Below are 21,105 nucleotides of genomic sequence, written 5' to 3' on the forward strand. Positions count from 1 at the left end.
TGGACGAACTGTCAGACAACAATTCAAGGCGCTGTAGCCGCGGGCTTTCGGCTATAATCGCGCGAAACCGACTACCTGAGGAACAAGAGTGAGTGGACGCGCTGGAATATTGAACGGGCTACTGGTCGCCATCGGCCTTGCCATTGGCGGCTATTTCATTGGTGACGGTTTTGTCAGCGCACGCGCACTGGAGCGCAGTGTCGAAGTCAAAGGACTGGCCGAACGCGATGTCATGGCGGATACCGCCATCTGGCCCATGCAGATCATGGTTGCCGGCAACGAACTCGAGCCGTTGTTCATCGCAATTGAGAAACAGGGCGCGCAGGTTCAAACGTTTCTGCGCGAGAACGGGTTCATAGAGGATGAGATCAGCGTCAGCGCACCCAGTGTTGTGGACCGCTTGGCACGGGATTATTCGGACCCGAATACCCGCTTTCGTTATTCAGTAACGCAGGTCATCACCGTCTTCACGTCAAAAATCGAAACGGTACGTAATGCTGGACAGGAACTGGCGGCACTGGGTAAAGCCGGCATCGTTCTCAATCAGAATGACTACAACTTTCAGACCCAGTACCTGTTTAACGGCCTGAACGACCTGAAACCAGCGATGATTGAAGAGGCGACGCGCAATGCGCGTGAAGTGGCGGCAAAATTTGCCGAAGACAGCGCCAGTCGCCTGGGCCGTATCCGCAATGCCAATCAGGGTCAGTTCCAGATCAGCGACCGCGACAGCAACAACCCGCATATTAAAAAGGTGCGCGTCGTATCAACGATCAGTTATTACCTCGTCGATTAACAGGCAGTGCCGGGATCGCGTTCTGCGCCAGAGACGCAGAACAAGCGCCACTTTCAGCGTTTGCCGGTAAAACGCGGCAAGGCCGGGATAAGAGGCTCTATCCCGGCCCTGGCCTTCAGACCATCAAGCGCTGAAACTACTTCGGGGTCAGGCGCAACAGCCGGCCTGTGCTATCAGCACGCTCATCTTCCAGTACCCACAAGGCGCCGTCCGGTCCCTGCGTGATATTTCGTATGCGTGCACCCATGTTGTACCGCTCGACTTCACGCGCATTCGTGCCGTCCACTTCGATACGGATGATGGCTTGCGACGACAGGCCGGCAACCAGCAGGTTGCCGCGCCACGCAGCAAATAAACTGCCGTCGTAAAGGGTAAGGTCACCGGGCGAAATCACCGGTGTCCACCAGATCGCCGGTTTCGCGAATTCCGGGCGGGTGTCGTGGTCGGGAATTTCCCGGCCATTGTAGTGGTCGCCATTGGACACGATCGGGTACCCGTAATTGGTGGCGCGTTGCACGGCATTGAGCTCATCGCCGCCCGCCGGCCCCATCTCGATATTCCAGAGTTGGCCGTTAAGGTCGAATGCGATACCCAGCGGATTGCGGTGCCCCAGCGACCAGATTTCGCTGTGCACGCTGGTGCCGGCAAGCAGTGGGTTCTCGTTTACGTAATCCACATAGGGGTTGTCGTCCGGCACGGTGCCATCGTCGTGCAGCCTGAGTATCTTGCCGATGTTCGACTGCATGTCCTGCGCAGGCAGGAATTTTTGCCGATCACCTGACGATACCCAGAGATAACCGTCATCGTCGAACAACAAACGATGCCCATAGTGTCCGTAATCAAAAACCTTGGGGTGCTGACGCCAGATAACCTCGACGTCAGAGAGTGCCGCACCGCGATCACTCAGATTGAGTACGCCGCGGGCAACCGCTGCACCACGTGTGTTGCCAATGCCGGCTTCCGCGTAGCTGAGATAAACCAGGCTGTTGTTCGCGAAGTCCGGGTGCAGCACAACGTCACCCAAGCCGCCCTGGCCATAGTAGTCAACGTCCGGCACGCCCGAGATCGGCCGGGATTTACTGCCGTCCTGACTGGCAACGATCAAATTGCCGGTCTTCTCGGTAACCAGGAATTGGCCATCCGGTAAGAACGCCAGAGCCCACGGCTCATTGAAATCTGCGACCACCTCAACATTGAAAGGCCGGTCCGATTGCGCGTGCGCACTCGACACGGAAAGCAATGCAAGCGCCGCGATAGTTAAGAATCTGTTCATGGGCAAACCTCGGGTGCAATTCGTTGTTTTGTTAGAGACAACACAGAGTATAGAGAAGTTCTGCGGGCCTCAATTTGCCATTCGCGGCCGTGTTACAAACCGAAACAATCTGGTACGGCTGCGTCACCCTTTCAGCCGTGGCTACCTCGAGAATAGCTGTCCCTTGTTTGGTTCGACGATTTCGAGGACAGCAACATGAGCAATTTCCTACGCATCGCAATACCTCTTTTCCTGTTTGCGCTTGCCGGCTGCAGCAGCGGCAGCTCGACAGACTCCGGCAATACCGCGACGCCACTGCCGCCAGCGGTTCAGGGCAACGCATCGGTACAGATTCTGCACGCATCGCCAGATGCACCTGCGGTGAACATTCGCGTCAGCAGCACCGAGATCAACGGCGTTGACTACAAGACCGGGACCGGAATTCTGACCTTGCCGAACAACGTCTACACAGTGCAGATCGATGGCATCCTGCCAGATGGGGCCACGACGGTAATCGGTCCTGTGCAATTGCCGTTCGCGGCCAATACGCGTTACAGCGTGCTCGCAATTGGTGACGTTGCCAATATTATGCCGCTGGTACTCGAGCAACCGGATACAGCGGTACCGGCAGGATCAACCCGACTGCGTGTCGTGCATGGCGCACCGCTCGCGGGTCCTGTTGATGTCTACCTGACGCCACCCGGCGCCGATCTCAGCGCCAGCGCCCCGGTTGGCACCTTCGACTTCGGCGGCGACCTGGGGCCCGTCGACGTGACGGCTGGTGACTACCAGGTCAGAGTTACTGTCGCTGGTGATCCGACCGCACTGGCATTCGATTCCGGCACAATCGCGCTGACTGACGGTGCGAACCTCTTGATCACCGCCGTGGAAAACACCTTGACGGGTCCCGCGCCGGTCAGCCTGGTACTCCAGGATGGCACCGGCTCCAGCGAACTGCTGGACGTGCGCACGAGCGCCGACGTGCGCGTTGTGCATGCGTCACCTGACGCACCGGATGTCGATGTCGTCGTGAACGATGATTTCGCCAACCCGCTGGTCCCGGCGCTGGCGTTTCCGGAGTTCACTCCGTTCGTGAGCGTGCCGCCCGCTACCTACAACATAAAGGTCACCGACGCAGCAACTCAGAGTGTTATCGCAATTAACGTGGATCTCGAGCTGATGGCCGGTCTGCGTTACAACGTGCTGGCAGTCGACAACCTGGTCAGCATTGCACCACTGCTCGCGATTGATGATCCGCGGCCGGTTGCAACTGAGTCGAAGGTACGAATTATCCATGCCTCGCCCGCTGCGGGTGATGTCGATATCTACGTGACGGCACCGCAAACCGACATCAATACCGTCGATCCCACGCTCAGCGACATTCCGTTTCAGGCCAATACCGGCTTCCTGTCGCTCGTACCGGGTGACTACGAAGTGACGGTGACGGCTGCCGGCAGCAAGACAGCGGCGATTGGCCCAGCGGCAATTTCGATCGCTGGCGGTGGTGTGTACACGGCGATTGCCCGCGATGCAGCGGGTGGTGGCGCGCCGCTGGGGCTGATTCTGATGGACGATTTTGTCGCCCCCTGATACGCATGCTTGGGCGCCATTCCGAACCCCGCCTTTGGGCGGGGTTTTTTTTTCGCTCGACAGAACCCCGTGGGTGGCGGCGCGAGTGCGGTGGCGTTAACCGCAGCGGCCTTTTCGACCACCCGATCGACCGGGTACTAGACCAGCAACAAATGGTTATCCCAGCGTTCCGCGAAATTGCCGTCGCGGTGCAGCGCCGAGGAACCGGGCTCGGCCCGGACACTGAACAACTGCCCATAGCCATTGCTCAGCTTGATCTCCCCGTCCGGCGTACTGCTAATGCCGGCGACATCGCGGATACGCCACTGGCCTTCCTGCTCCAACGTCGACAGGTTCCACATCGACGCGAGGCCACCGCGCGGCGCCGTCAGCATGGCGTAACGGCCATCATGGCTGGCGGCCACACTGGCAATGTAGTTGCGGTGACTGCGCCAGACGGCCGGTCCTGCCAGAGCGGATTGCAGCCGGTCCTCACCACGATGCGTCAACAGCAACGGAACAATGGCGGATTCATCACCTTCGTACTGAACGCCGATGATCACCCGATCCTCCGCGGTAACCGCAAGGTGGCGCAGACTCATCAGGTGATCATCAGGGAAATAGCGTTCAATGGTCTGGCCGTTTGCGCAATCGAGGTAAACCAGCGAGGGCTGCATCGTCGGGATATTCAGTTTCTCCCGCTGACTATCCGGGTGAGTTTCTATGCCGCCATTGGCGACGACCAGGGTTTTGCCGTCGCTTAAAAAGGCCATGTCGTGTGGTCCGACACCACCGGAATCGAATTCGCCAAGGCGACGAAAGTCATCATTGGTATCCCAAACGGCAATCATTCCGCGGCGATCTTCAAAGGCGTTTTCGCTGGTGTATAACAAGCCATCCGCGGCCAGCGCACCGTGACCGTAAAAATGCCGGCCAGCCGGACTGTGCAGTGTTCGCACCAATGCACCCGCGTCGATGTCGACCACGTACGCCACCGGGGCCGGGCGACGCCCGATGTACATTGCCCGTTGCGCCGACAGCATGACGATATCGTGTGCACGATGCGGTACGGGAATGCGGTACGTCAGCTTGCCATTGCTGTCGATTGCCGCGAGAAAATGCTGACCATCGCGGTCATCACAAGCGGAGAGCAGGAGTTGTTTGTTGGGCCCGAAGTAACGCCAGGCAAGCGCATTGGCGGCAGCCGCACCGCAGCCAAGCAGCAGTCCGCGGCGTTGCCGGTCAATCGCCATCTTTGTCGTTGAAGCCGAGGGTGATACCAAGCACTGGCGGCACCTCGTTCTTGAGCGTTTGTACCAGTGACGTCAAGGCAGCGTAGTAATCCGTCAGTTCAGCCGTGTGTTCAGGCAGATTGACAGCATCGAACAATACCAGGCCGTCCGGCGTCGCGGCCTGAACGGCGGCAAATTGTTGTTCAACAGTATCGGCCAGTTCGGTCGCGCCCTTTGTGCGCAGTAAGTCACCGATGCCGAATGCAGTGGATTCCTGCCCGCCGTTGTACAGCAGGCGCGCGCCGTCGATGGTTGCTGCTATCAGCGGCAAAGAGTAACGCGATCGCCAGGCTTCAACCGCGTACGGTTGCGCGATGCCCAATTCGTTACGAAAGCCTGACGCTTCAGCCAGCTTGTCGTTCTTTGCAACTTCAAGTGCGGCAAGAATACTGTCGAATAGTGTCGCAAGTGCGTCGGCAGGTTCGGCAAACTCGGGATTGTCGGCACCCGGCGCCGTGAACACGGCCGCGTAGTCAGCACCCTCTTCTGCCCAACCGTCAGTGAGGCGGGTAGCGACGCCCAACGTATGGTCGCTTATCAGCTGCAAGAGATCGCACCGGCGCGCGGCTGCTGGATCAACGGCAAGATAAACCGGCAGTGCCCCACCCTGTTCATCAAACAGCAAATACTCGGCAGCAGAGAGCCCCTGTATCACGACGCTGTCCGCTTCAAGTCTTGCGGCGGTCAGCGCCTCCCCATTGGCGAGCAGACTCTCGATTTTCTGCCGAACAAGATTATTGCGATCCGGCCAAAACTGTACCCGCCAGGCCTGATTGTCGATGGTTACCGGACCAAAGCTGACCACCTGCAAGCGTTGCCAGTCGTACATGGCCGTACGCCAGGCGTTCTGCGCCTGCTCGTACGCATTGGCGTCAGGCGCCGCGCAAAAGGCTTGCACATCGTCCCGCAAGTCGCGAGCCGCCGTTGCAAAATCGCTGTGCAAGGGAAGTATTGCCTGCTGAGTGACGGTTTGCAGCAGACGGACTTCCTCGGGAACCGGCGCACTGCAGGCAGCAAGCAGGCTGGCGATCAAGACAGCGATGCCTGTTGTTCTCGTCACAACGACTCCAAGAACCGCAGGAGTGCCTTGCGCTCAACCGGAGACATTGCCACTACGGCGTCGCGCGACGCCTGCGCTTCTCCACCGTGCCACAGTATGGCTTCCAGCAGCGTTCGCGCCCGGCCGTCATGCAGGTAATACGCCCGCTCACCGACAGTCCTGGTCAGGCCGATTCCCCACAACGGCGGAGTACGCCATTCGCTGCCACTGGCCTCGAATTCAGGACGGTTATCTGCCAGACCTTCGCCCATGTCATGCAGCAACAGATCCGTGTACGGCGCTATTTGTTGATTGGCAAGCCAGGCGTCGTCCGCCTTACCGGTAGTGAGCCCTGGCACGTGACAAGCACCGCAACCACTGTCGCTGAATACCTCGATGCCACGCCTGACCTCGGGACTGCCGGCGTCGCGGCGGGCCGGTACCGCAAGATTGCGGCTGTAAAACGTTACCTGCCGCAGTATTTCTGCACTGACTTCCGGGTCGCCACCAGACGCTTGTTGCTGGCAATCCTGCTGCGCAGCCGTGCAATTGGCAGCGGTGAACAAACGCGTGGTTATGCCCATGTCGCCATTGAAAGCAGCCGCGTTCTGCTGCTCCAGCGTTGGTTGTCCGGCTTTCCAGCCGAAACGACCGGTGGCCTGGCGTTGCTTAGCCACATCCCACACCGTGTTAATGCGGCCGGAAATGCCATCGCCATCCCGATCATCCGGGTCAGCCAATGCTTGCAGCGTTTCTTCAGGTATGGCGGCGAGCAAGCCGAGCCCTATCATCGGCGGTGCGATACGGGCCGAGGTCATCACCGCCTCGTGCAGGGGGCCGTAACCCAGCTCTTCAATATGCAGCGTGGGACGACGCAACGTAATCGCCGGCTCGCCGTTCAATTCCACAGTATGTTCTTCGTAGCTGATGCGGACCTGTCCTTCAGCGGCAACGCCGGGAACGGCGAAATCCTGCAACTGGCCGCCGTACACCGGATCGCCAACACTGCCATCCTGCTGCAGTTGCCGTGCATCCTCGCTGGTTGGCGGAATGCTGAGTCGTATGAGCATGGAAACGGCGTTGTCGCCCGCGCGTTCCGGTGGATGCCCCCGGCCGTCTTTGATGTGGCAATTCTGACAGGCGTTCGTGTTGTAGAGCGCTCCCAGACCGTCGCGTGCATCAGTACTTGCTGGCGCGATTACCCAGGCATTGCGGAAGAAGCTGTTGCCGACCGAGAAATCGAGCCGTTCCCGCAACGGCATATTGCCCGATGGCAGCGAGAACGCATTGCGTGTGGCGTTCCTTACGGAAGCATCACCGCCGCTCGCCTCGAGGAACTCTGGCGTCGATGCCACGGCGGCACCTGCCAGCAGGAGCAGGCCCGCGCTCCACGGATTGACTTTAAAAAGTGTGATCGGCGTTGTCCGGAGTGAGGTTGTCGATTCCAATCGCGCGCGCCACTCGGGTCAGTGCGTCAGTTTCAACGACGAGCGCATCGATTGCGGCGTTGATGATCCGACGCCCCTCGGCATTCGCCGGTGCGATCATCTGGTCGAACTTCATGCCAGCTTCAGCCTTGTCGACCATCGCTTGCAAGGCCTGCTCGGTGCTTTCCATGGCCTGGCGCGCCTGACGATCAATGGCCGGATCAGCTTCCGCGGCCAGTGCCGCAAGCGACGGGCCAGTCACCCGCTTACCGTCAATTCGCCGGTATTCGCCGATATAGACATTGCGAATTCCCAGGGCATTGTGGAAATGTGACCAGTGCGTGTTGTCGCTGAAGCAATCGTGTTCGTCTTCCGGCGAATTGGCTTCGAGTGCCACCTTCATGCGCTCGCCGGCCAACTCGCCTAATGCGAGGCTGCCCATACCAAATATCATGCGGGTCAAACCGGCATTGCCTTCGAGAGCAAGCAACTCCTGCCGGTAGTTGTCGTCCTGATCCGGCGCCCACTGGCCAACCATGTATTCGAGATCCGAAACCAGCAGGTCAGTGACGGTGCGCAAGTATTCCGCGCGACGCTCGCAATGACCGTGCGTGCATCCCTCGCCAGGCAGGAAATCGGTGTACGGTCGCTCGCCAGCACCGGCCGCCGTGCTGTTCAGATCCTGCCCCCACAGCAAGAACTCTATGGCGTGGTAGCCGGTGGCGACGTTGACTTCGGAACCGCCAAGTTCGTTGAGACTGGCCAACAACTGCGGCTCGAGCGTGCTGAGGTCCAGTTTGGTGTTGCCGAGCTGCACCGACTGCGTGGCGATGATATTCAGTTGCCCACCAGGATTGCCTAACTGCGGCTGATAGCTGTCGGCGACGTAATCAATGAGTCCTTCATCCAGCGGCCAGGCATTCAGTTGCGCCTCCCAGTCATCGACGATGGCATTGCCGAAGCGAAAGACTTCACTTTGTTGGTACGGCACACGTGCTGCAATCCACGCCTGCCTCACATCAGCCAGACCAGCTTCGTCCGGCGCCGCCAGAAAACGGTCGATTTTTGTCTGCAAGGTGCGCGCGGATTTGGCGCTGTCTTCGTAGACCGCGTGTGCAATGTTCGCGTAAGTGGTGAGCACCTGCTCGTGAGTGATCGCGTAAGCCGGCGTTAGCGCGGAGCCGGCCAGCATAAGAAGTAGGGCGGTTCGCAGGGCATTCATGGTTCGAGGTTCCGCCGGGCGGAGGCTTAAGGGACGACAAGAGTAGGTGAAATAAGAATCATTATCAACAAATACATAAGCAACTGATATGTATATAGAAGATAGCGAGTTCCGGCCGCTCCCGCCGCCCGTCCGGGCTATATCTGCGGGCCAGTCAGCGCCCCGGCGCCAGATCTTGCTTCGACTGTACGGCCTTGCCGCCACCGGACCAGGCCGTCATTGCAATTGATAATGATTATCATTATTGATAGCTTTAGCGGCTTAAGGCGCCGCTGACGCCCTTACCCGAATCTGTCCAACAACCGCACCACTGACCCGACTGGGAGTTTCAACATGCTCTTCCGTGCAGCACTGATCGTTACCTTTTCGCTGGCCCCGATGGCCGCCACCGCGCAGTTGGCTGAAGCCGAAGAAATAGTGGTCACGGCGAGTCGCGCGGAGAAACCGCGCAACACGATACCGAACACCGTTACCGTCATCGACGAGACCGACCTGCAACAGCAGCTCAATGTCGGCGGCGATCTGTCGACCGTACTCGGCAATCTGATTCCAAGTTTCTCACCAAGCCGGCAGAAACTGACCAGTGCCGGTGAAAGCCTGCGCGGTCGCGATCCGCTCTATCTGGTCGATGGCGTGCCCCAATCCAACCCATTACGCGACGGTTCGCGCGATGCCTACACAATTGACCCATTGATGATCGAGCGCGTCGAAGTCATCCATGGTGCCAACGCCATACACGGCCTCGGTGCGTCGGGTGGAATCATCAATCTGATTACGAAAAGACCCAGCGACACGCTGCAACAAAGCTTGCGCGTGGATACAACCCTGCAAGATGAAAATACTTCAGACAGTCTCGGCTTTGGCGTGAATTACAGCGTGTCAGGCCGCTTTGATGCCGTTGATGTAATGGCCAGTGTCGCCTACCGGCAGAGCGGCATAGCGTACGACCCAGACGGGCGCGTCATCGGCTTCGACAATACCCAGGGCGACACCATGGACGCCGACATGCTTAACGTGTTTGTCAAAGGTGGGTACAACTGGCAGGACCAACGCCTGGAACTGACCGTCAATGATTTCGAGCTGGCGGGTAACAATGACTGGCTCGCAATTCCCGGCGATATCGCCAGCGGAATACCCACCACAGCAGAAGAAGGTACCGTCCCCGGCATAGCACCAACCAATGATGTGCGCATGGTCAGCGCCCTCTATGCGAACGAAGACCTGTTTGGCCAGTCACTGCGCCTGCAGGTTTTCCGGCAAAGTTTTGCTGGCACGTACGGTGGCGGCATATTTGCAACCTTTCAGGATCCGGCGCTCGGCACGGACATATTTGATCAATCTCAGAACGAATCAGAGAAGGCCGGTGCAAAACTGACTCTCGCGACAGGCAACATCGGCGGCGCACCCGTGAGCCTCGTGTACGGCTTCGATTTGCTGCAGGACAAGACTACACAAGTCCTCGCTCTGACCGGCCGCGCATGGGTCCCGGAATCGAACTATCGCAACACTTCGTTGTTCGCGCAGGCTGAGTTTTCCGGCATTGAACGCCTGACAGTGACGGCGGGTGTGCGCCACGAAATCGCCGACCTTAAGGTGGATGACTTCACGACCCTCGCCTCCTACAACGGCGGCCAGTTCGTTGCCGGGGGTAAACCGGACTTTTCCGAGACACTGATGAACATCGGCGCGGTTTACAAAGCCACGGAGCGGCTGCGAGTGTTCGCCAATGCATCGGAAGGATTCTCAATGCCCGATGTTGGCCGCGTATTGCGGGGCATCAATACGCCCGGAGAAAGTGTTGAATCTTTTCTGAATCTGACACCCATTGTCACCAACAATGCTGAATTCGGTATCGAGCACAGCACCGATACGACCTCGATGCAATTCAGTTACTACACTTCCGAGTCCGATTTCGGTCAACGCCTGCAGCTGAACAGCGACGGCATCTACATGGTGCAGCGGGAGAAAATGGAGATAGACGGCATTGAACTGCGTCTGCGCTGGCAAGCCAGCGGCACGGACATTATTGACCTGCGCTATGCCCACACCGATGGTGAATACGATTCGAACGATGACGGCCGGGTGGATACTGATCTCGCTGGCGCGAATGCAACGCCTGACCGGGTCAATCTTAGCTGGGAAAGAAGCTGGACGGACCGCGTAAGTACACGTTTGCAGATCAACCATCTGCTAGACCGGACATTTAGGGATGCTGCCGGCGCAAGCAGTTCAGAATTTGATGGCTACACCACACTCGATCTCAGCAGCGACATTCAGTTGGGCAACGGCGTCGTGCAGATTGGTGCTCAGAACCTGACGAACAAGGACTACTTCACTTACTATTCGCAAACGCTCGGCAATAACGACAGGAATTTCAAAGGTCATGGCCGCACGATTCGGTTTTCCTACCGCGTAGAATTCTGAAGCTGGCTGAACCGGATCTCGCGGAGTTCGCATGCGCAAGCTGATGCTGGTCCTGCACAAATACGCGGGCTTGTCGCTGGGCCTGATGCTGGGAGTTATTGGCATCAGCGGCAGCCTGCTGGTTTTCGATCATGCCATCGACGAGGCACTGACGCCGGAAATTGTGACAGCCGACAATCCGGCGCAGCGCGCACCGTTGAATGATGTGCTCGCCGCTGCGAAGAACGCGGTGGACAGTTCGCACAGGGCGGATCGCATTTACATCGCACGGCAAGCCGGGAGTCCCCACGTCGTTCGGTTCCGGCTACCGGCCGGCCAGCCGGGACCGGTGGAAGTGAGTGTCGCACCCGCGACAGCGGAGGTGCTCGCCGTCAGGACCTGGGGAGAATACCCGGCGAGCTGGCTATACACCTTTCACTACACCTTGCTGGCGGGGCCGAATGGCAAGACGACGGTGGGATTGCTGGGAATAGTGCTGCTGTTCTTCTGCGTAAGCGGGGTGATTATCTGGTGGCCGCAACAACACCGCTGGCGCCGCGCTCTGACAGTTCGCTGGAATCGTGGCGCGTACCTGCTGAACCTGGACCTGCACAAGACCTCGGGCATTTACCTGCTACCCATACTGGCCGTGGTCTCGTTCTCCGGGGTAGCCATTGTGTTTCCCAACGCGATCGAAACGATGGTTAGCAGCGCCTTGCCCATGGACCAGTATCCCAATCCTCGATCCACAATCGGCGCCGCAATGGTGCCAGTCAGCGATGCAGCAGCAACGGCGGCGACGGCCTTTCCGGATGCCGAGCTCAAACGCGTGCAACTGCCGCGCAGCGAAGATGGTCCTTACCTGTTCTACTTCAACACGGCAGCCGAACCCTGGTCGAACCTCGGCGGCAGCGCCGTCTGGGTGGATGCCTACTCGAATCGCATACTTGCTACGTGGAACGTTACCGAAGTTGCCGCGGGCAGCCAGTTCATGCGCTGGCAGTTCCCCTTGCACAATGGCGATGCCCTCGGCATGACCGGTCGCTGGCTGGTGTTTATTGTAGGTTTCTTGCCAGCGTTGCTGTTCGGCACGGGTGTTTACATGTGGTGGCGCAAACGGAAAAACCGGACCGGCAGAATCATGCTTGGCCGGTACGCGGAACGGAAGCCCGGGCCCGACTCCGTTCCTTGAGCGCTTTGGCTTCCGTCTGCGCTGCTTCCTCGGCTAAACTTGCGGCCATCATCTGACCCGCAATGCTCCGTTGCGGAGGCGCTTGTTTCATCACCTGACCAGTCGGGCGCTCCTGCTGGGCCGAACGTTAAGCATATAAAGAGCGCAACGCTTGATCCCTTGTGCGACATGTTTCTCAACGGTGCTTTCCTTAATGTCCAGCTTCATTGCTATTTCCCGTTGGGACAAGCCGTATACCTTTTTTAGAACAAACACGCGGCGGCATTGCAGCGGCAAGTGTTTCACCGCTTTGCAAAATTGCGAATACTCTTCATTGATGACGACTTGCGCGAATGTCTCGTCATGCCGATCATCGACTCCACGAAGGAAATCCTGTTCCTGTTCCGCAGAGTCAGCCAGCCGGGATTCCGCACGCTTCGTATAGTCCAACGCGAGATTGCGGGCCGTCCTGTACAGAAACCGTCGGGGTTCGCGTATCGGTTCCGCATTCGGGTTATGGCAAACCCGAATGTATGTTTCCTGCACAATGTCTTCAATTTCTTTAGGAGGCACTATCCCGGCAATGGCACCGGCGAGACCTTCCTTTATAGAGAGAAAGATACTGGTGACGCTCTGATTATCCATCATATTCCCCCTTGGCATTACACTGTCCGCCCCTGTTAGAAATGCGACTGATCGACTGCGATTTCACGCTCTGTGCAATCTATGGATCGCACAGAATCAATTTTCCCGCAGGGTTCTTAAACGGAAGACAACGGCGCCAGTATTGGCCGCTGTAATTCTTCGAGACCGGTGGTCTACGTAGCTTTGCATCTTCACCACAAGCGTTACGTTGGGCACATGTACAAGCGCCGTAACTAAAGTTGCGCCTGGACTTGTGCGCTTCGCAAAGAATCACTGATCGCACCAGGCGACCGCCACGATGCCAGCGGCAATTTCCTGAACCGGATCGATGATGGGAATTGCGACACCAAGCTGGTCCATTGCCTGCTGTGCTTCGGTACAGCCGACGATGATGCATTGCGCGCCATCGGCAACCATGGCATTTACGATCGAGTTCAGGGGCGCACTACAATCTTCGGGCGTTGCTCCGGCGCGCAGTCGGGCCAGTACATCCATGAACTCAATGGCTCTCGCGGCATCGGGCTCGACGCTGTCGATGCCATGCGCCTCCAGTGCGCTCTGAAACACGCCTGAACGAAGGCAGCCGTCTGTCGCCAGCACCCCTGCGCGGCCACCTTGCGGCATCAGGGTCGCTGCCCGCTCGACCGCTGCCTCAATCATGCTATCGAACGGGATATTGACTGATGCCTCAATTGCCGGGGCGTAGTAGTGCGCTGCATTGCAAATCATGACCAGACGTTGGGCACCGGCTCTTTCCAGCGCCGATGCTGTGGCCACTAACGCATCCTCAGCCCTGGAGTCAGCGGCCAACAGCGAACTGTTGATATCAGGGATGCCCGGATTGCAATCGATTATCAGCCGCAGATGCTCGGCTTCGGTAGTGACCGGAGTGAGTTGCAGGACGCGATCGAAAAACCGCAGCGTTGCGGCCGGCCCCAACCCGCCGATAACACCAACAGCCTGGCGACCGCGGGCAGCCCGCGTGGGTTCACAATTGTCGGCACGCTGCGTCATGAGGTTCTCATTCCTGTTGATCGTCTATAAACAGCCGAAGCAGGTGCGGGCGCTGGACCAGTCAAGGCAACATTTCGCTATGGGGGTAGCAATCGAACACCCCAGCGCCCGCATTTTCCAAGAGCGGTTGCCACTTGCCATCGCAGTGCATAGCAATGGCAGAACCACCCTTTCGCTGTCTGCTATCTCTTTTTCAACTCAGTCCAATGTGGCACGTAGTAGTGATAACGCTTCGTGCCCGAGGACACCGCGTTTACACCACCGACAAGATTTCGCGCGTCGTCCAGGTGCAGGTTGAGACGCAGCCCATAGGGACGCCGGTCGTTGAGCTCATCCGTATCGAGTTCGCCGTCCCAGTTGCCGCGCAGCCAGCCGTCCTTGAAGGAAACATCTTCCACGACCGTTGCCGCCTGATCCCCTAGGCGCGCTTCGATGGTGTTATTGGCGATTGTCAGTCGCAACGGAATGTCCGACTCGTACGTGCTGACGGTACCGCGCCATTCGCCGTGCATGGAATCGGGAAGTGCCAACGGTGTCTGCTCTGCCGGGGTGGACTTGCCAAACTGCAGCGGCCAGTCACTAACCAGCGATTTGATGGCACGATTGGCAACTTGCCAACGCAGCGGCACACCCTTGGTCGGACTGCGATCATCAATACGATTGGTAAGTACCACGACCACCAGGTTCTCCTCGGGAATCATCGCGAGGATGGTCTTGACTCCAGGCATGCTGCCACCGTGACTGACGATCTCGTAGCCTGACTCCTGGTCGACACGCCAACCAAGGCCGTAACCTTCATGACCGCCCCGGCTGCACGCTGGGTGCCGCATTTGCTCGATGGTCGCGTTCGACAACACGGCCTTGCCGCCCGGCACCGGACTGCCGATGTGCATCATTCCAAAACGGACCAGGTCATGTGCACTTGAGTAAATGGCCGACGCGCCAGGATGATCGAAATCGTAGTGAGGCAGTACTTTTCCGTACTTGTCATAGCGCACGGCGGCGTAGGGCTCCAGTCCGGGCGGCACACCCACGCCACTGTGGGACATGCCGAGGGGACCGAAAACGGCTTCCCGCATGAAGTCCTCGTAGCGCGTACCGGAGACCCGACTGCCGATGTAACCAAGAATGCCGAAGCCGAGGTTCGAATAAACGTAAGCTTCGCCGGGAACCCCCACGAGCTTGCCATAGCGACCAATGGACTCGTTCACGGTCGGCAAGACCATCGGCTCATCGGCGTAGTAGAAGTTGACGTGCGTCGGCAAACCCGACGTATGGTTAGCCAATCGGCATACCGTTGCCGCGTCCGCGTCGCCGCGCCGGCCGGTCAGTTTGCCAGTGCCGAGGTAATCGTTGGCGGGCCGGTCGAGGTCAATTTTGCCGGCTTCAACGAGTGTCATCAGCGCGGTTGCGGTAATCGGTTTGGAAATTGACGCCAACGAATAGGTCGTGTGTTCCGTTGCGCGGGTGCGATTCTCAACATCCGCCCAGCCGAAACCTTCCTCCCAGAGAATTTCACCATCCTTGGCCACAGCTATCGACAGCGACACAGTGCCGGCTTTCTGCGTGGCAACGACTTGTTCTATGTAATGCCGCGCTTCATCAAACCTCTGATCCGCGGAAACTGGCTGAACTGCAATAGTGGCCAAAGCCAGCAATGCAAATCCAGCACTGTGCGGAATCTTGTTGCTAAACATCGTAACTTCCCCTCGTCAAAGTATCTGGCGCCCTGCGAGGTGTCGCGTGGCGACACCTCGCAGGGCTTCGATCAGAATGCGATTCGCAACCCCACTGCATAAGCTCGCCCGGTACGGTCGTGCTGGGTACGGGAAGTCGGTTGCGACGACGTTGGTGTGATAGCCGGATCGCGATCGAACAGATTCGCGATTTTGGCGAAGAACTGAACATCACCCAGCGCCGTGTCGGTCCATGAATAGGAACCGGACAGGTTGAAGGAACTCCACGATTCCACGGTCGGATCGTCGTAGGTGACGCTCGGGTAGCGTATGCCCTTGTGCACGTATCGACCCTGTAACTGCATGTCCCAGGCGCCCATCGCGTAACCGACACTGGCCAGTGCGCGCCACTTGGGTCCGGCACCGCCGCCTGAAACCACATCGGATACTTCGATCTGGCTTATGCCGTTATCCGATGCGTACTTGTCCAGATACGTGGCAAGCAGGCGGTAGTTCATCCTCGCGCCGGACTGCATGTCCCGAACGTATGAGGCTTCGATGTCAAGGCCGCGGGTTTCGAGTTTGGCCAGGTTGACGCTGGTATTCCGGACTTCCAGCAGCTCACCGCCTGGCCCTCTCGTAATGACGTCACAGAACTGCTGCAGGCCATCGGCACAGAAGTTGACGATGTTCTGCCCGCCCACTACCGAAATCACGTCCGCCACTTCGATGTCATAGGCATCGATGGAGAAGCGTGCGCCCTCGATAAAGTCCGGCGTGAGGACCACACCGAACGTTGTGGTATCGGCGATTTCCGGTTTCAGGCCTTCGTTACCGGTGCGCGGCGTCGGCACTGAAGGTTCCGAGACGCCAGTGACCGGGTTGAAGATCGTCGAGAACGACAGTGACAGTCCTGTGTACAGCTCTGCCAGATTCGGTGCACGAATATCCCGCGACTGAGTGAAGCGGAAGCGAACCTGCTGATTCGGCTCCCAGCTCGCGCCGAGTTTCCAGGTTGTTTCCGTGCCGCTCAGGTTGTAGTCGCTAAGCCGGATGGCGGCGTTCAGCTCCAGGGTTTCGGCCCAGGGCTTGTTACTGAGAACCGGCACAACGGTTTCCACGAAATAGTCGGTAACATCGAAGTCGCCGCTGTACGGCTTGGAATTGCCAATATTGAAGAGTCCGTCAATAGCTTCCTGATTGACGGTTTGCTCCACCTCGTCCTGACGATGTTCGATACCGGCAGCAACAGAAACCGGGCCAGCGCTGGTTGAGAAAGGCTCACCCGATATATCGAAACCGATCGCCGTCTGTGTCAATGCCCGGTCGAGATCGCGGCGGGAAAGAAAGTAGTCCGCAGCCTCCTGGCTTGGGGAACCGACACCGAAGAGATTGACCGGTACGCAGCCATTGCCAGGATCCGTCAGTGTGGACCGACAAACAACATCTCCGCTTACCGGGTGGAAAACGGCATCGATGGATTCCGTATAGCGATCATTAAGACGATTTTCGCCAATATCCGCCTGGCTGGTATTCTCTCCATACTGCGCATATGCAGACCAGCTCCAGTCATCGAATACTGTCCCGTCAAAGCCCGCTGCAAGACGCAACATGTCATTGCCGTTATGCGTATTCTGATAGTCGTAGTCATTGCTGTAACGCCCCATCGTGAACGACGTGACGCCTTCATCCATCATTCGCTGCTGTACAACAGCCGGCAAGTAAGCGTTGTCGTCCTGAATGGTTATTGCGCGATCCCGGGCAGTGAAGTACGCAATCTTGTAGTCGGTAACGGAATGCGCGTAACCCGCTTCCACGAAACCAGACAGGCTGTCTGAAAAATCATAGGTTGCGCCGAGGAACAGATTGCTTCTTTCAACAGGCGTGCTCAGTACCCGCAGAGACGGTTCGTACAGACCATCGCCGTTGGTCATGTGAGCTGAACTCAGGTTGTCTCCGTAGTTGAATTGCCGCACGGCCCCGCCAGGCAAGAATTCGGTACCACGCAACGGACCTGAGGTGATCAGGCCACCCGTTGTCGCGTTCGCGGCTGTGACATTGGATGCAATCAGGTACTGCGGTTCACCGTTGCCGGCCGCGTAGTTCGGGTTTGCGATTTGCAGGTGATGTCCCTGGAACCAGTCCCGATTCTCACCAGAGGGCATACCCTTGTTATCACCGTATTCGCCACCGAAGTAGGCATGACCACGACCGCCGGCAAAGCCGATACCGCCGGCCAGGGAGAAGCGAAAATCTTCGGCATCGCCGAGTTCGCTTTCACCGTACTGAATCGTGCTCCTCAGACCGGTAATGTCGTCATCCATAATGACGTTGACCACGCCTGCGACAGCATCGGAGCCCCAGGCAGCAGACGCGCCGCCGGTAACCATCTCGATTCGCTCGATCAATGCATTGGGTATGACGTTCAGGTCGACCATACCTTCGGGCGTCGTCGAAACATGTCGGCGCTTGTTGACCAGAACCAGTGTCCGTTGGTTGCCCAGTCCGCGCAGGTTCATGAAGAACGTGCCGGCATTCGTTGTGCTGATGCCGGTATTCCCCGGTGTGGTTGAAGGACGTATCGCTGGCAACTCGTTGAGGTATTCGGCGACATTGGTAACGGCAGCACGTTCCAGTGTTTCGTTATCGATGATCGTTACCGGAGTTGGCGCTTCAAAACCGCTACGAGCAATTCGAGATGCCGTCACAACAACTTCTTCCAGCGTATCGGCACCACCGCTGCCCGTCGTCTGTGCAACCGCGCCAGCCGACAACAGGCTCACGCCTATAGCGAGCAATGTTTTGCAATGAAAGTGCTTGCGGAGACAGCCGCGGCTGTCGACCTGCAGCCGTGCGGCAGTATTCTGTGAACGGTTTTGGTGCAATAGTAAATTTTTCACGGATCCCCCTGTGTGGATAGTGGCGTTAGTAATTTTTCAGCACAGGAATCGCCCTCCCCCGACGCCCGGCAATTGAGTCTTCTGTTCCTTCTACTCAGCCAGCACCTGGCCAGCCCGTAACACGCACCAGCGCATTCTTGAGTTGAATGCGCAGCTTGATGGCGCGATAAATCTGATGACATTCAGTGTAGGGAGCGCGAAAAATTCTGAAATTTCGCTGGATGCCTCGGATTGACGCGAGTTGATGCTCTTTTGGTATCAATCGGTGACACACAGACTTGATGCTATCCAGCTGCCATTGCGTAAAGCAGCGCAACACACGCACTGCAAACGATGTTCGCAGCCGAAGAAGTGGATTGATTCTGGCCGCTACCTGCAGCCGGAAATGACGACCACCGTAAAGCTGTCAACAGCACAGCTTTTTTTGGTCGGAGATGGGACGAGTCTGGTGGGTACAGGCGATACCTCTGTACCAGCAAGCGGCTAGACGTAATTGGAGCGAAAGTGGCGGGGCCGCGCCGGCAGAGCCCGGCACGCGGGAAATACGAATGTCAGCGATCAGATCCGGCAGGTCTGCGCGCCATCGACAATGACAGCGGCACCGGTAATGTACTTGGCTTCATCGGAGGCGAGGAACAAGGCCAGATTTGCCACGTCCCATCCTTCACCCTGTTTTCCCGTTGGACACAAAGCATCGCGTTGACTGGTCATGGCACTGATATCACCGCCATAAGCTTCCGTTAAGGACGTTACAACGAACGGCGTCTGCATCATTCCCGGCAATATCGAGTTAGCCCGGATCCCGGTCGCTGCAAACTCCACGGCGACTTCACGGGTAAACGCGATAACCCCGGCCTTCGATACACCGTACGCCAGTGAGATGGCGGGTAAGGTCCGGATCGCATTGATGGAAGAAATGTTCACTATGGCGCCGCTGCGCTGTGCTTTCATTGGTCCCGCCGCGGCCCTGCACATCAGAAACATGCTCTTGAGATTGACCGCCAGCGTTCGGTCCCAGGATTCTTCACTCGTATCCTCGAGTCCACCCGCTTCCTCAATGCCTACATTGTTGTGCAGAATATCGACAGTGCCGAATGCCTTCGTTGTCGTGGCAACGATAGCGTCGCAAGCGCGGGCCGAACTCACATCCGCAACACAGACGATGCTTTCACCGCCCTCAGCACTAATGATTGCCTGAGTTTCCTCTGCAGCATTTCGGTTCAGATCCACCAGAACGACTTTCGCACCCTCACGCGCCAGGAGAATGGCGGCGGCTTTCCCGTTGCCAATACCGGCTCCGCCAGAACCTGCGCCTGTGACTATTGCAACTTTTCCCTGTACCCGTCCTGCCATTCCCTAACTCCTTACATTCTAGTGTCGTGCCCGTGCCTTCACCGGCGATCATCTCGCCGCAATCCATTACGACTTGCCGGATCACCCCAATCCTGTGCGCCTCGCAGCCTTGCCGATGCCGCTATCCGGCTGCATGTGGATCTTCGATAGAAAACTGCCATCAGCTCCGCTGTTCATTGTCCAAAGTGAAGCAAGCATCGCGCTCGCCTGACTGATCGGCAGTGCAACTGGCAACGACTGGCTATAGCAGGATCACTGCGGTCGCTTCGTTTTGGAATTCGCTGCCGTTTCTTGTTTGCCAGCTGGGTAGCAGACGCTCTGTAGTTCGAGAAGATCTTACAAAGTGCAGAGGTATGCCGGAATTTCGCAGCATGCCTCTCATTGGCGCTTGTTGATGCTAAAGTCCCTCAAACTGGTATAAGGTTGTCCACCTGCAAATGACGTAATCGAGGATGACTCGGAATTATGGGAAACCAACGATTGAATGAATTGCGCTCGACTGACTTGAACGATGAATTAAGTAACTTCGCAACCAACCTGAAACTGTTGTGCGGCTTCTACCGGTCAATTTCTGAGGTGTGCCGCAGAATCGATGTCAATCGATCCCAGTTTAATAAATACCTGTCCGGCAGTACGAGACCGTCTCTGTACACCATGCGAAAAATCGCGGCGTTCTTTGGCGTCGAGGACTATGAACTGCAACTGCCGCCGCGGCAGTTCGCGACCATCCTTGAACTACGGCCTGTCCGGGTTGAATCAGAAAACAAGAATTCATTCGAGAAGCACGTTCGCAACTTGCAGCACTTTTCCAGCAGGGAGATCCAGAAATACCAGGGGTACTACTTCGAGTACTACATGTCCCTGACCTACCCCGGCCATATCCTTCGTTCGCTCGTTCACCTGAATTGCGACGACTCCGTCGGCTACTACAAGAGAATTGAACGACTCTCACCAGTGCATCGCGGCGAGAGAAAGTTTCGCTGCGTTTACAAAGGAATGGCCTTCTACCTTGCGGACAGACTCTTTCTCATCGACTACGAATCCCTCACCTGCGGCGAAATCTCACAAACTTCGCTGTTCCCAAGCCACAAGAGCCGAACCACCTTTTTGCACGGCCTGAAGCTCGGGGTATCAGCCGATCACCGGCACACACCTGCTGCGACCCGGGTTGTCTTCGAATTTTTGGGCACTGACATAAACAAGCGTAAAGCACTCGGCAACTGCGGTCTGTACACTGATGAATCCGACGAAATCAGCCCGGAGATCCGGTGGCACATCGACAATGCTGATCGCAATGAAGACGTGCACCTGGTGCCAGCCAACCTCTAGCATTGCAGCACACCTGC

The 21,105-nt window shown here is 57.6% G+C and carries 15 protein-coding genes; 5 read left to right on the forward strand and 10 right to left on the reverse strand.

Features of this window, described 5'->3' with window-relative positions:
* Window positions 1–88 precede the first annotated feature (88 nt).
* Entirely contained in the window at window positions 89–796 is a 708-nt protein-coding gene (locus BA177_RS16445; RefSeq protein ID WP_068618010.1) for an SIMPL domain-containing protein, read from the forward strand.
* A gap of 136 nt (window positions 797–932) precedes the next feature.
* On the opposite strand, the gene BA177_RS16450 is transcribed toward BA177_RS16445, so the two are convergent.
* On the reverse strand, window positions 933–2,069 hold the full coding sequence (locus BA177_RS16450; RefSeq protein WP_068618012.1) for a PQQ-dependent sugar dehydrogenase: 1,137 nt from the start codon (window positions 2,067–2,069) through the stop codon (window positions 933–935).
* 195 nt (window positions 2,070–2,264) lie between these two features.
* On the opposite strand from BA177_RS16450, the gene BA177_RS16455 reads away from it, so the two are divergent.
* Window positions 2,265–3,638: a DUF4397 domain-containing protein gene (locus BA177_RS16455; RefSeq protein ID WP_068618014.1), complete on the forward strand. Its 1,374-nt coding sequence runs from the start codon at window positions 2,265–2,267 to the stop codon at window positions 3,636–3,638.
* Between the two features lie 137 nt (window positions 3,639–3,775).
* Here the strand turns inward: BA177_RS16455 and BA177_RS16460 are convergent, their stop codons facing one another.
* Genes BA177_RS16460 through BA177_RS16475 form a run of 4 tightly spaced genes read right to left on the reverse strand, consistent with a single transcriptional unit; the run spans window position 3,776 to window position 8,597 of the window.
* On the reverse strand, window positions 3,776–4,870 hold the full coding sequence (locus BA177_RS16460; protein WP_082990199.1) for a DUF1513 domain-containing protein: 1,095 nt from the start codon (window positions 4,868–4,870) through the stop codon (window positions 3,776–3,778).
* Complete coding sequence (locus tag BA177_RS16465; RefSeq protein WP_068618016.1) at window positions 4,860–5,969, reverse strand: imelysin family protein; 1,110 nt, start codon at window positions 5,967–5,969, stop codon at window positions 4,860–4,862. Before BA177_RS16465 ends, BA177_RS16460 begins: the two co-directional genes overlap by 11 nt.
* Window positions 5,966–7,363: a di-heme oxidoreductase family protein gene (locus tag BA177_RS16470; protein ID WP_068619556.1), complete on the reverse strand. Its 1,398-nt coding sequence runs from the start codon at window positions 7,361–7,363 to the stop codon at window positions 5,966–5,968. The genes BA177_RS16465 and BA177_RS16470 overlap by 4 nt, the downstream gene beginning before the upstream one ends.
* A complete protein-coding gene (locus BA177_RS16475) occupies window positions 7,350–8,597 on the reverse strand; it encodes an imelysin family protein (RefSeq protein WP_068618018.1) in 1,248 nt (415 codons plus the stop codon). Before BA177_RS16475 ends, BA177_RS16470 begins: the two co-directional genes overlap by 14 nt.
* A gap of 333 nt (window positions 8,598–8,930) precedes the next feature.
* Here BA177_RS16475 and BA177_RS16480 point away from each other — a divergent pair, with 333 nt between their 5' ends.
* Together BA177_RS16480 and BA177_RS16485 are read left to right on the forward strand one after the other, a co-directional pair.
* Complete coding sequence (locus tag BA177_RS16480; protein WP_068618020.1) at window positions 8,931–11,021, forward strand: TonB-dependent receptor; 2,091 nt, start codon at window positions 8,931–8,933, stop codon at window positions 11,019–11,021.
* Between the two features lie 31 nt (window positions 11,022–11,052).
* A complete protein-coding gene (locus tag BA177_RS16485; RefSeq protein WP_068618022.1) occupies window positions 11,053–12,192 on the forward strand; it encodes a PepSY-associated TM helix domain-containing protein in 1,140 nt (379 codons plus the stop codon).
* Between the two features lie 90 nt (window positions 12,193–12,282).
* Here the strand turns inward: BA177_RS16485 and BA177_RS16490 are convergent, their stop codons facing one another.
* The 5 genes from BA177_RS16490 to BA177_RS16515 all read right to left on the reverse strand — a co-directional run bounded on the left by BA177_RS16490 (window position 12,283) and on the right by BA177_RS16515 (window position 19,759).
* A complete protein-coding gene (locus tag BA177_RS16490) occupies window positions 12,283–12,834 on the reverse strand; it encodes an RNA polymerase sigma factor (RefSeq protein ID WP_197493190.1) in 552 nt (183 codons plus the stop codon).
* A gap of 252 nt (window positions 12,835–13,086) precedes the next feature.
* Window positions 13,087–13,830 carry a cysteate racemase gene (gene cuyB / locus BA177_RS16495; RefSeq protein ID WP_068618024.1) on the reverse strand — a complete coding sequence of 248 codons (744 nt, stop codon included), beginning with the start codon at window positions 13,828–13,830 and terminating at the stop codon, window positions 13,087–13,089.
* Between the two features lie 182 nt (window positions 13,831–14,012).
* Window positions 14,013–15,527, reverse strand: coding sequence for a serine hydrolase domain-containing protein (locus BA177_RS16500; RefSeq protein ID WP_068618026.1), 1,515 nt, complete (start codon window positions 15,525–15,527; stop codon window positions 14,013–14,015).
* Window positions 15,528–15,598: 71 nt separating this feature from the next.
* Window positions 15,599–18,406, reverse strand: a complete 2,808-nt coding sequence (locus tag BA177_RS16505; protein ID WP_197493192.1) for a TonB-dependent receptor plug domain-containing protein — start codon at window positions 18,404–18,406, stop codon at window positions 15,599–15,601.
* A gap of 558 nt (window positions 18,407–18,964) precedes the next feature.
* On the reverse strand, window positions 18,965–19,759 hold the full coding sequence (locus tag BA177_RS16515) for an SDR family NAD(P)-dependent oxidoreductase (RefSeq protein WP_068618032.1): 795 nt from the start codon (window positions 19,757–19,759) through the stop codon (window positions 18,965–18,967).
* Window positions 19,760–20,239: 480 nt separating this feature from the next.
* On the opposite strand from BA177_RS16515, the gene BA177_RS16520 reads away from it, so the two are divergent.
* Window positions 20,240–21,088 carry a helix-turn-helix domain-containing protein gene (locus BA177_RS16520; RefSeq protein WP_197493194.1) on the forward strand — a complete coding sequence of 283 codons (849 nt, stop codon included), beginning with the start codon at window positions 20,240–20,242 and terminating at the stop codon, window positions 21,086–21,088.
* Window positions 21,089–21,105 lie beyond the last annotated feature (17 nt).

The sequence above is a fragment of the Woeseia oceani genome (assembly GCF_001677435.1).
In the GTDB taxonomy this organism is placed as follows: Bacteria; Pseudomonadota; Gammaproteobacteria; order Steroidobacterales; family Woeseiaceae; genus Woeseia; species Woeseia oceani.

Excerpts from the sequence above, each read along its gene's own strand:
- BA177_RS16450 (WP_068618012.1), bottom strand. The coding sequence starts at position 2,069 with ATGAACAGATTCTTAACTATCGCGGCGCTTGCATTGCTTTCCGTGTCG.
- BA177_RS16455 (WP_068618014.1), top strand. The coding sequence starts at position 2,265 with ATGAGCAATTTCCTACGCATCGCAATACCTCTTTTCCTGTTTGCGCTT.
- BA177_RS16460 (WP_082990199.1), bottom strand. The coding sequence starts at position 4,870 with ATGGCGATTGACCGGCAACGCCGCGGACTGCTGCTTGGCTGCGGTGCG.
- BA177_RS16475 (WP_068618018.1), bottom strand. The coding sequence starts at position 8,597 with ATGAATGCCCTGCGAACCGCCCTACTTCTTATGCTGGCCGGCTCCGCG.
- BA177_RS16480 (WP_068618020.1), top strand. The coding sequence starts at position 8,931 with ATGCTCTTCCGTGCAGCACTGATCGTTACCTTTTCGCTGGCCCCGATG.
- BA177_RS16485 (WP_068618022.1), top strand. The coding sequence starts at position 11,053 with ATGCGCAAGCTGATGCTGGTCCTGCACAAATACGCGGGCTTGTCGCTG.
- BA177_RS16490 (WP_197493190.1), bottom strand. The coding sequence starts at position 12,834 with ATGCCAAGGGGGAATATGATGGATAATCAGAGCGTCACCAGTATCTTT.
- cuyB (WP_068618024.1), bottom strand. The coding sequence starts at position 13,830 with ATGACGCAGCGTGCCGACAATTGTGAACCCACGCGGGCTGCCCGCGGT.
- BA177_RS16500 (WP_068618026.1), bottom strand. The coding sequence starts at position 15,527 with ATGTTTAGCAACAAGATTCCGCACAGTGCTGGATTTGCATTGCTGGCT.
- BA177_RS16515 (WP_068618032.1), bottom strand. The coding sequence starts at position 19,759 with ATGGCAGGACGGGTACAGGGAAAAGTTGCAATAGTCACAGGCGCAGGT.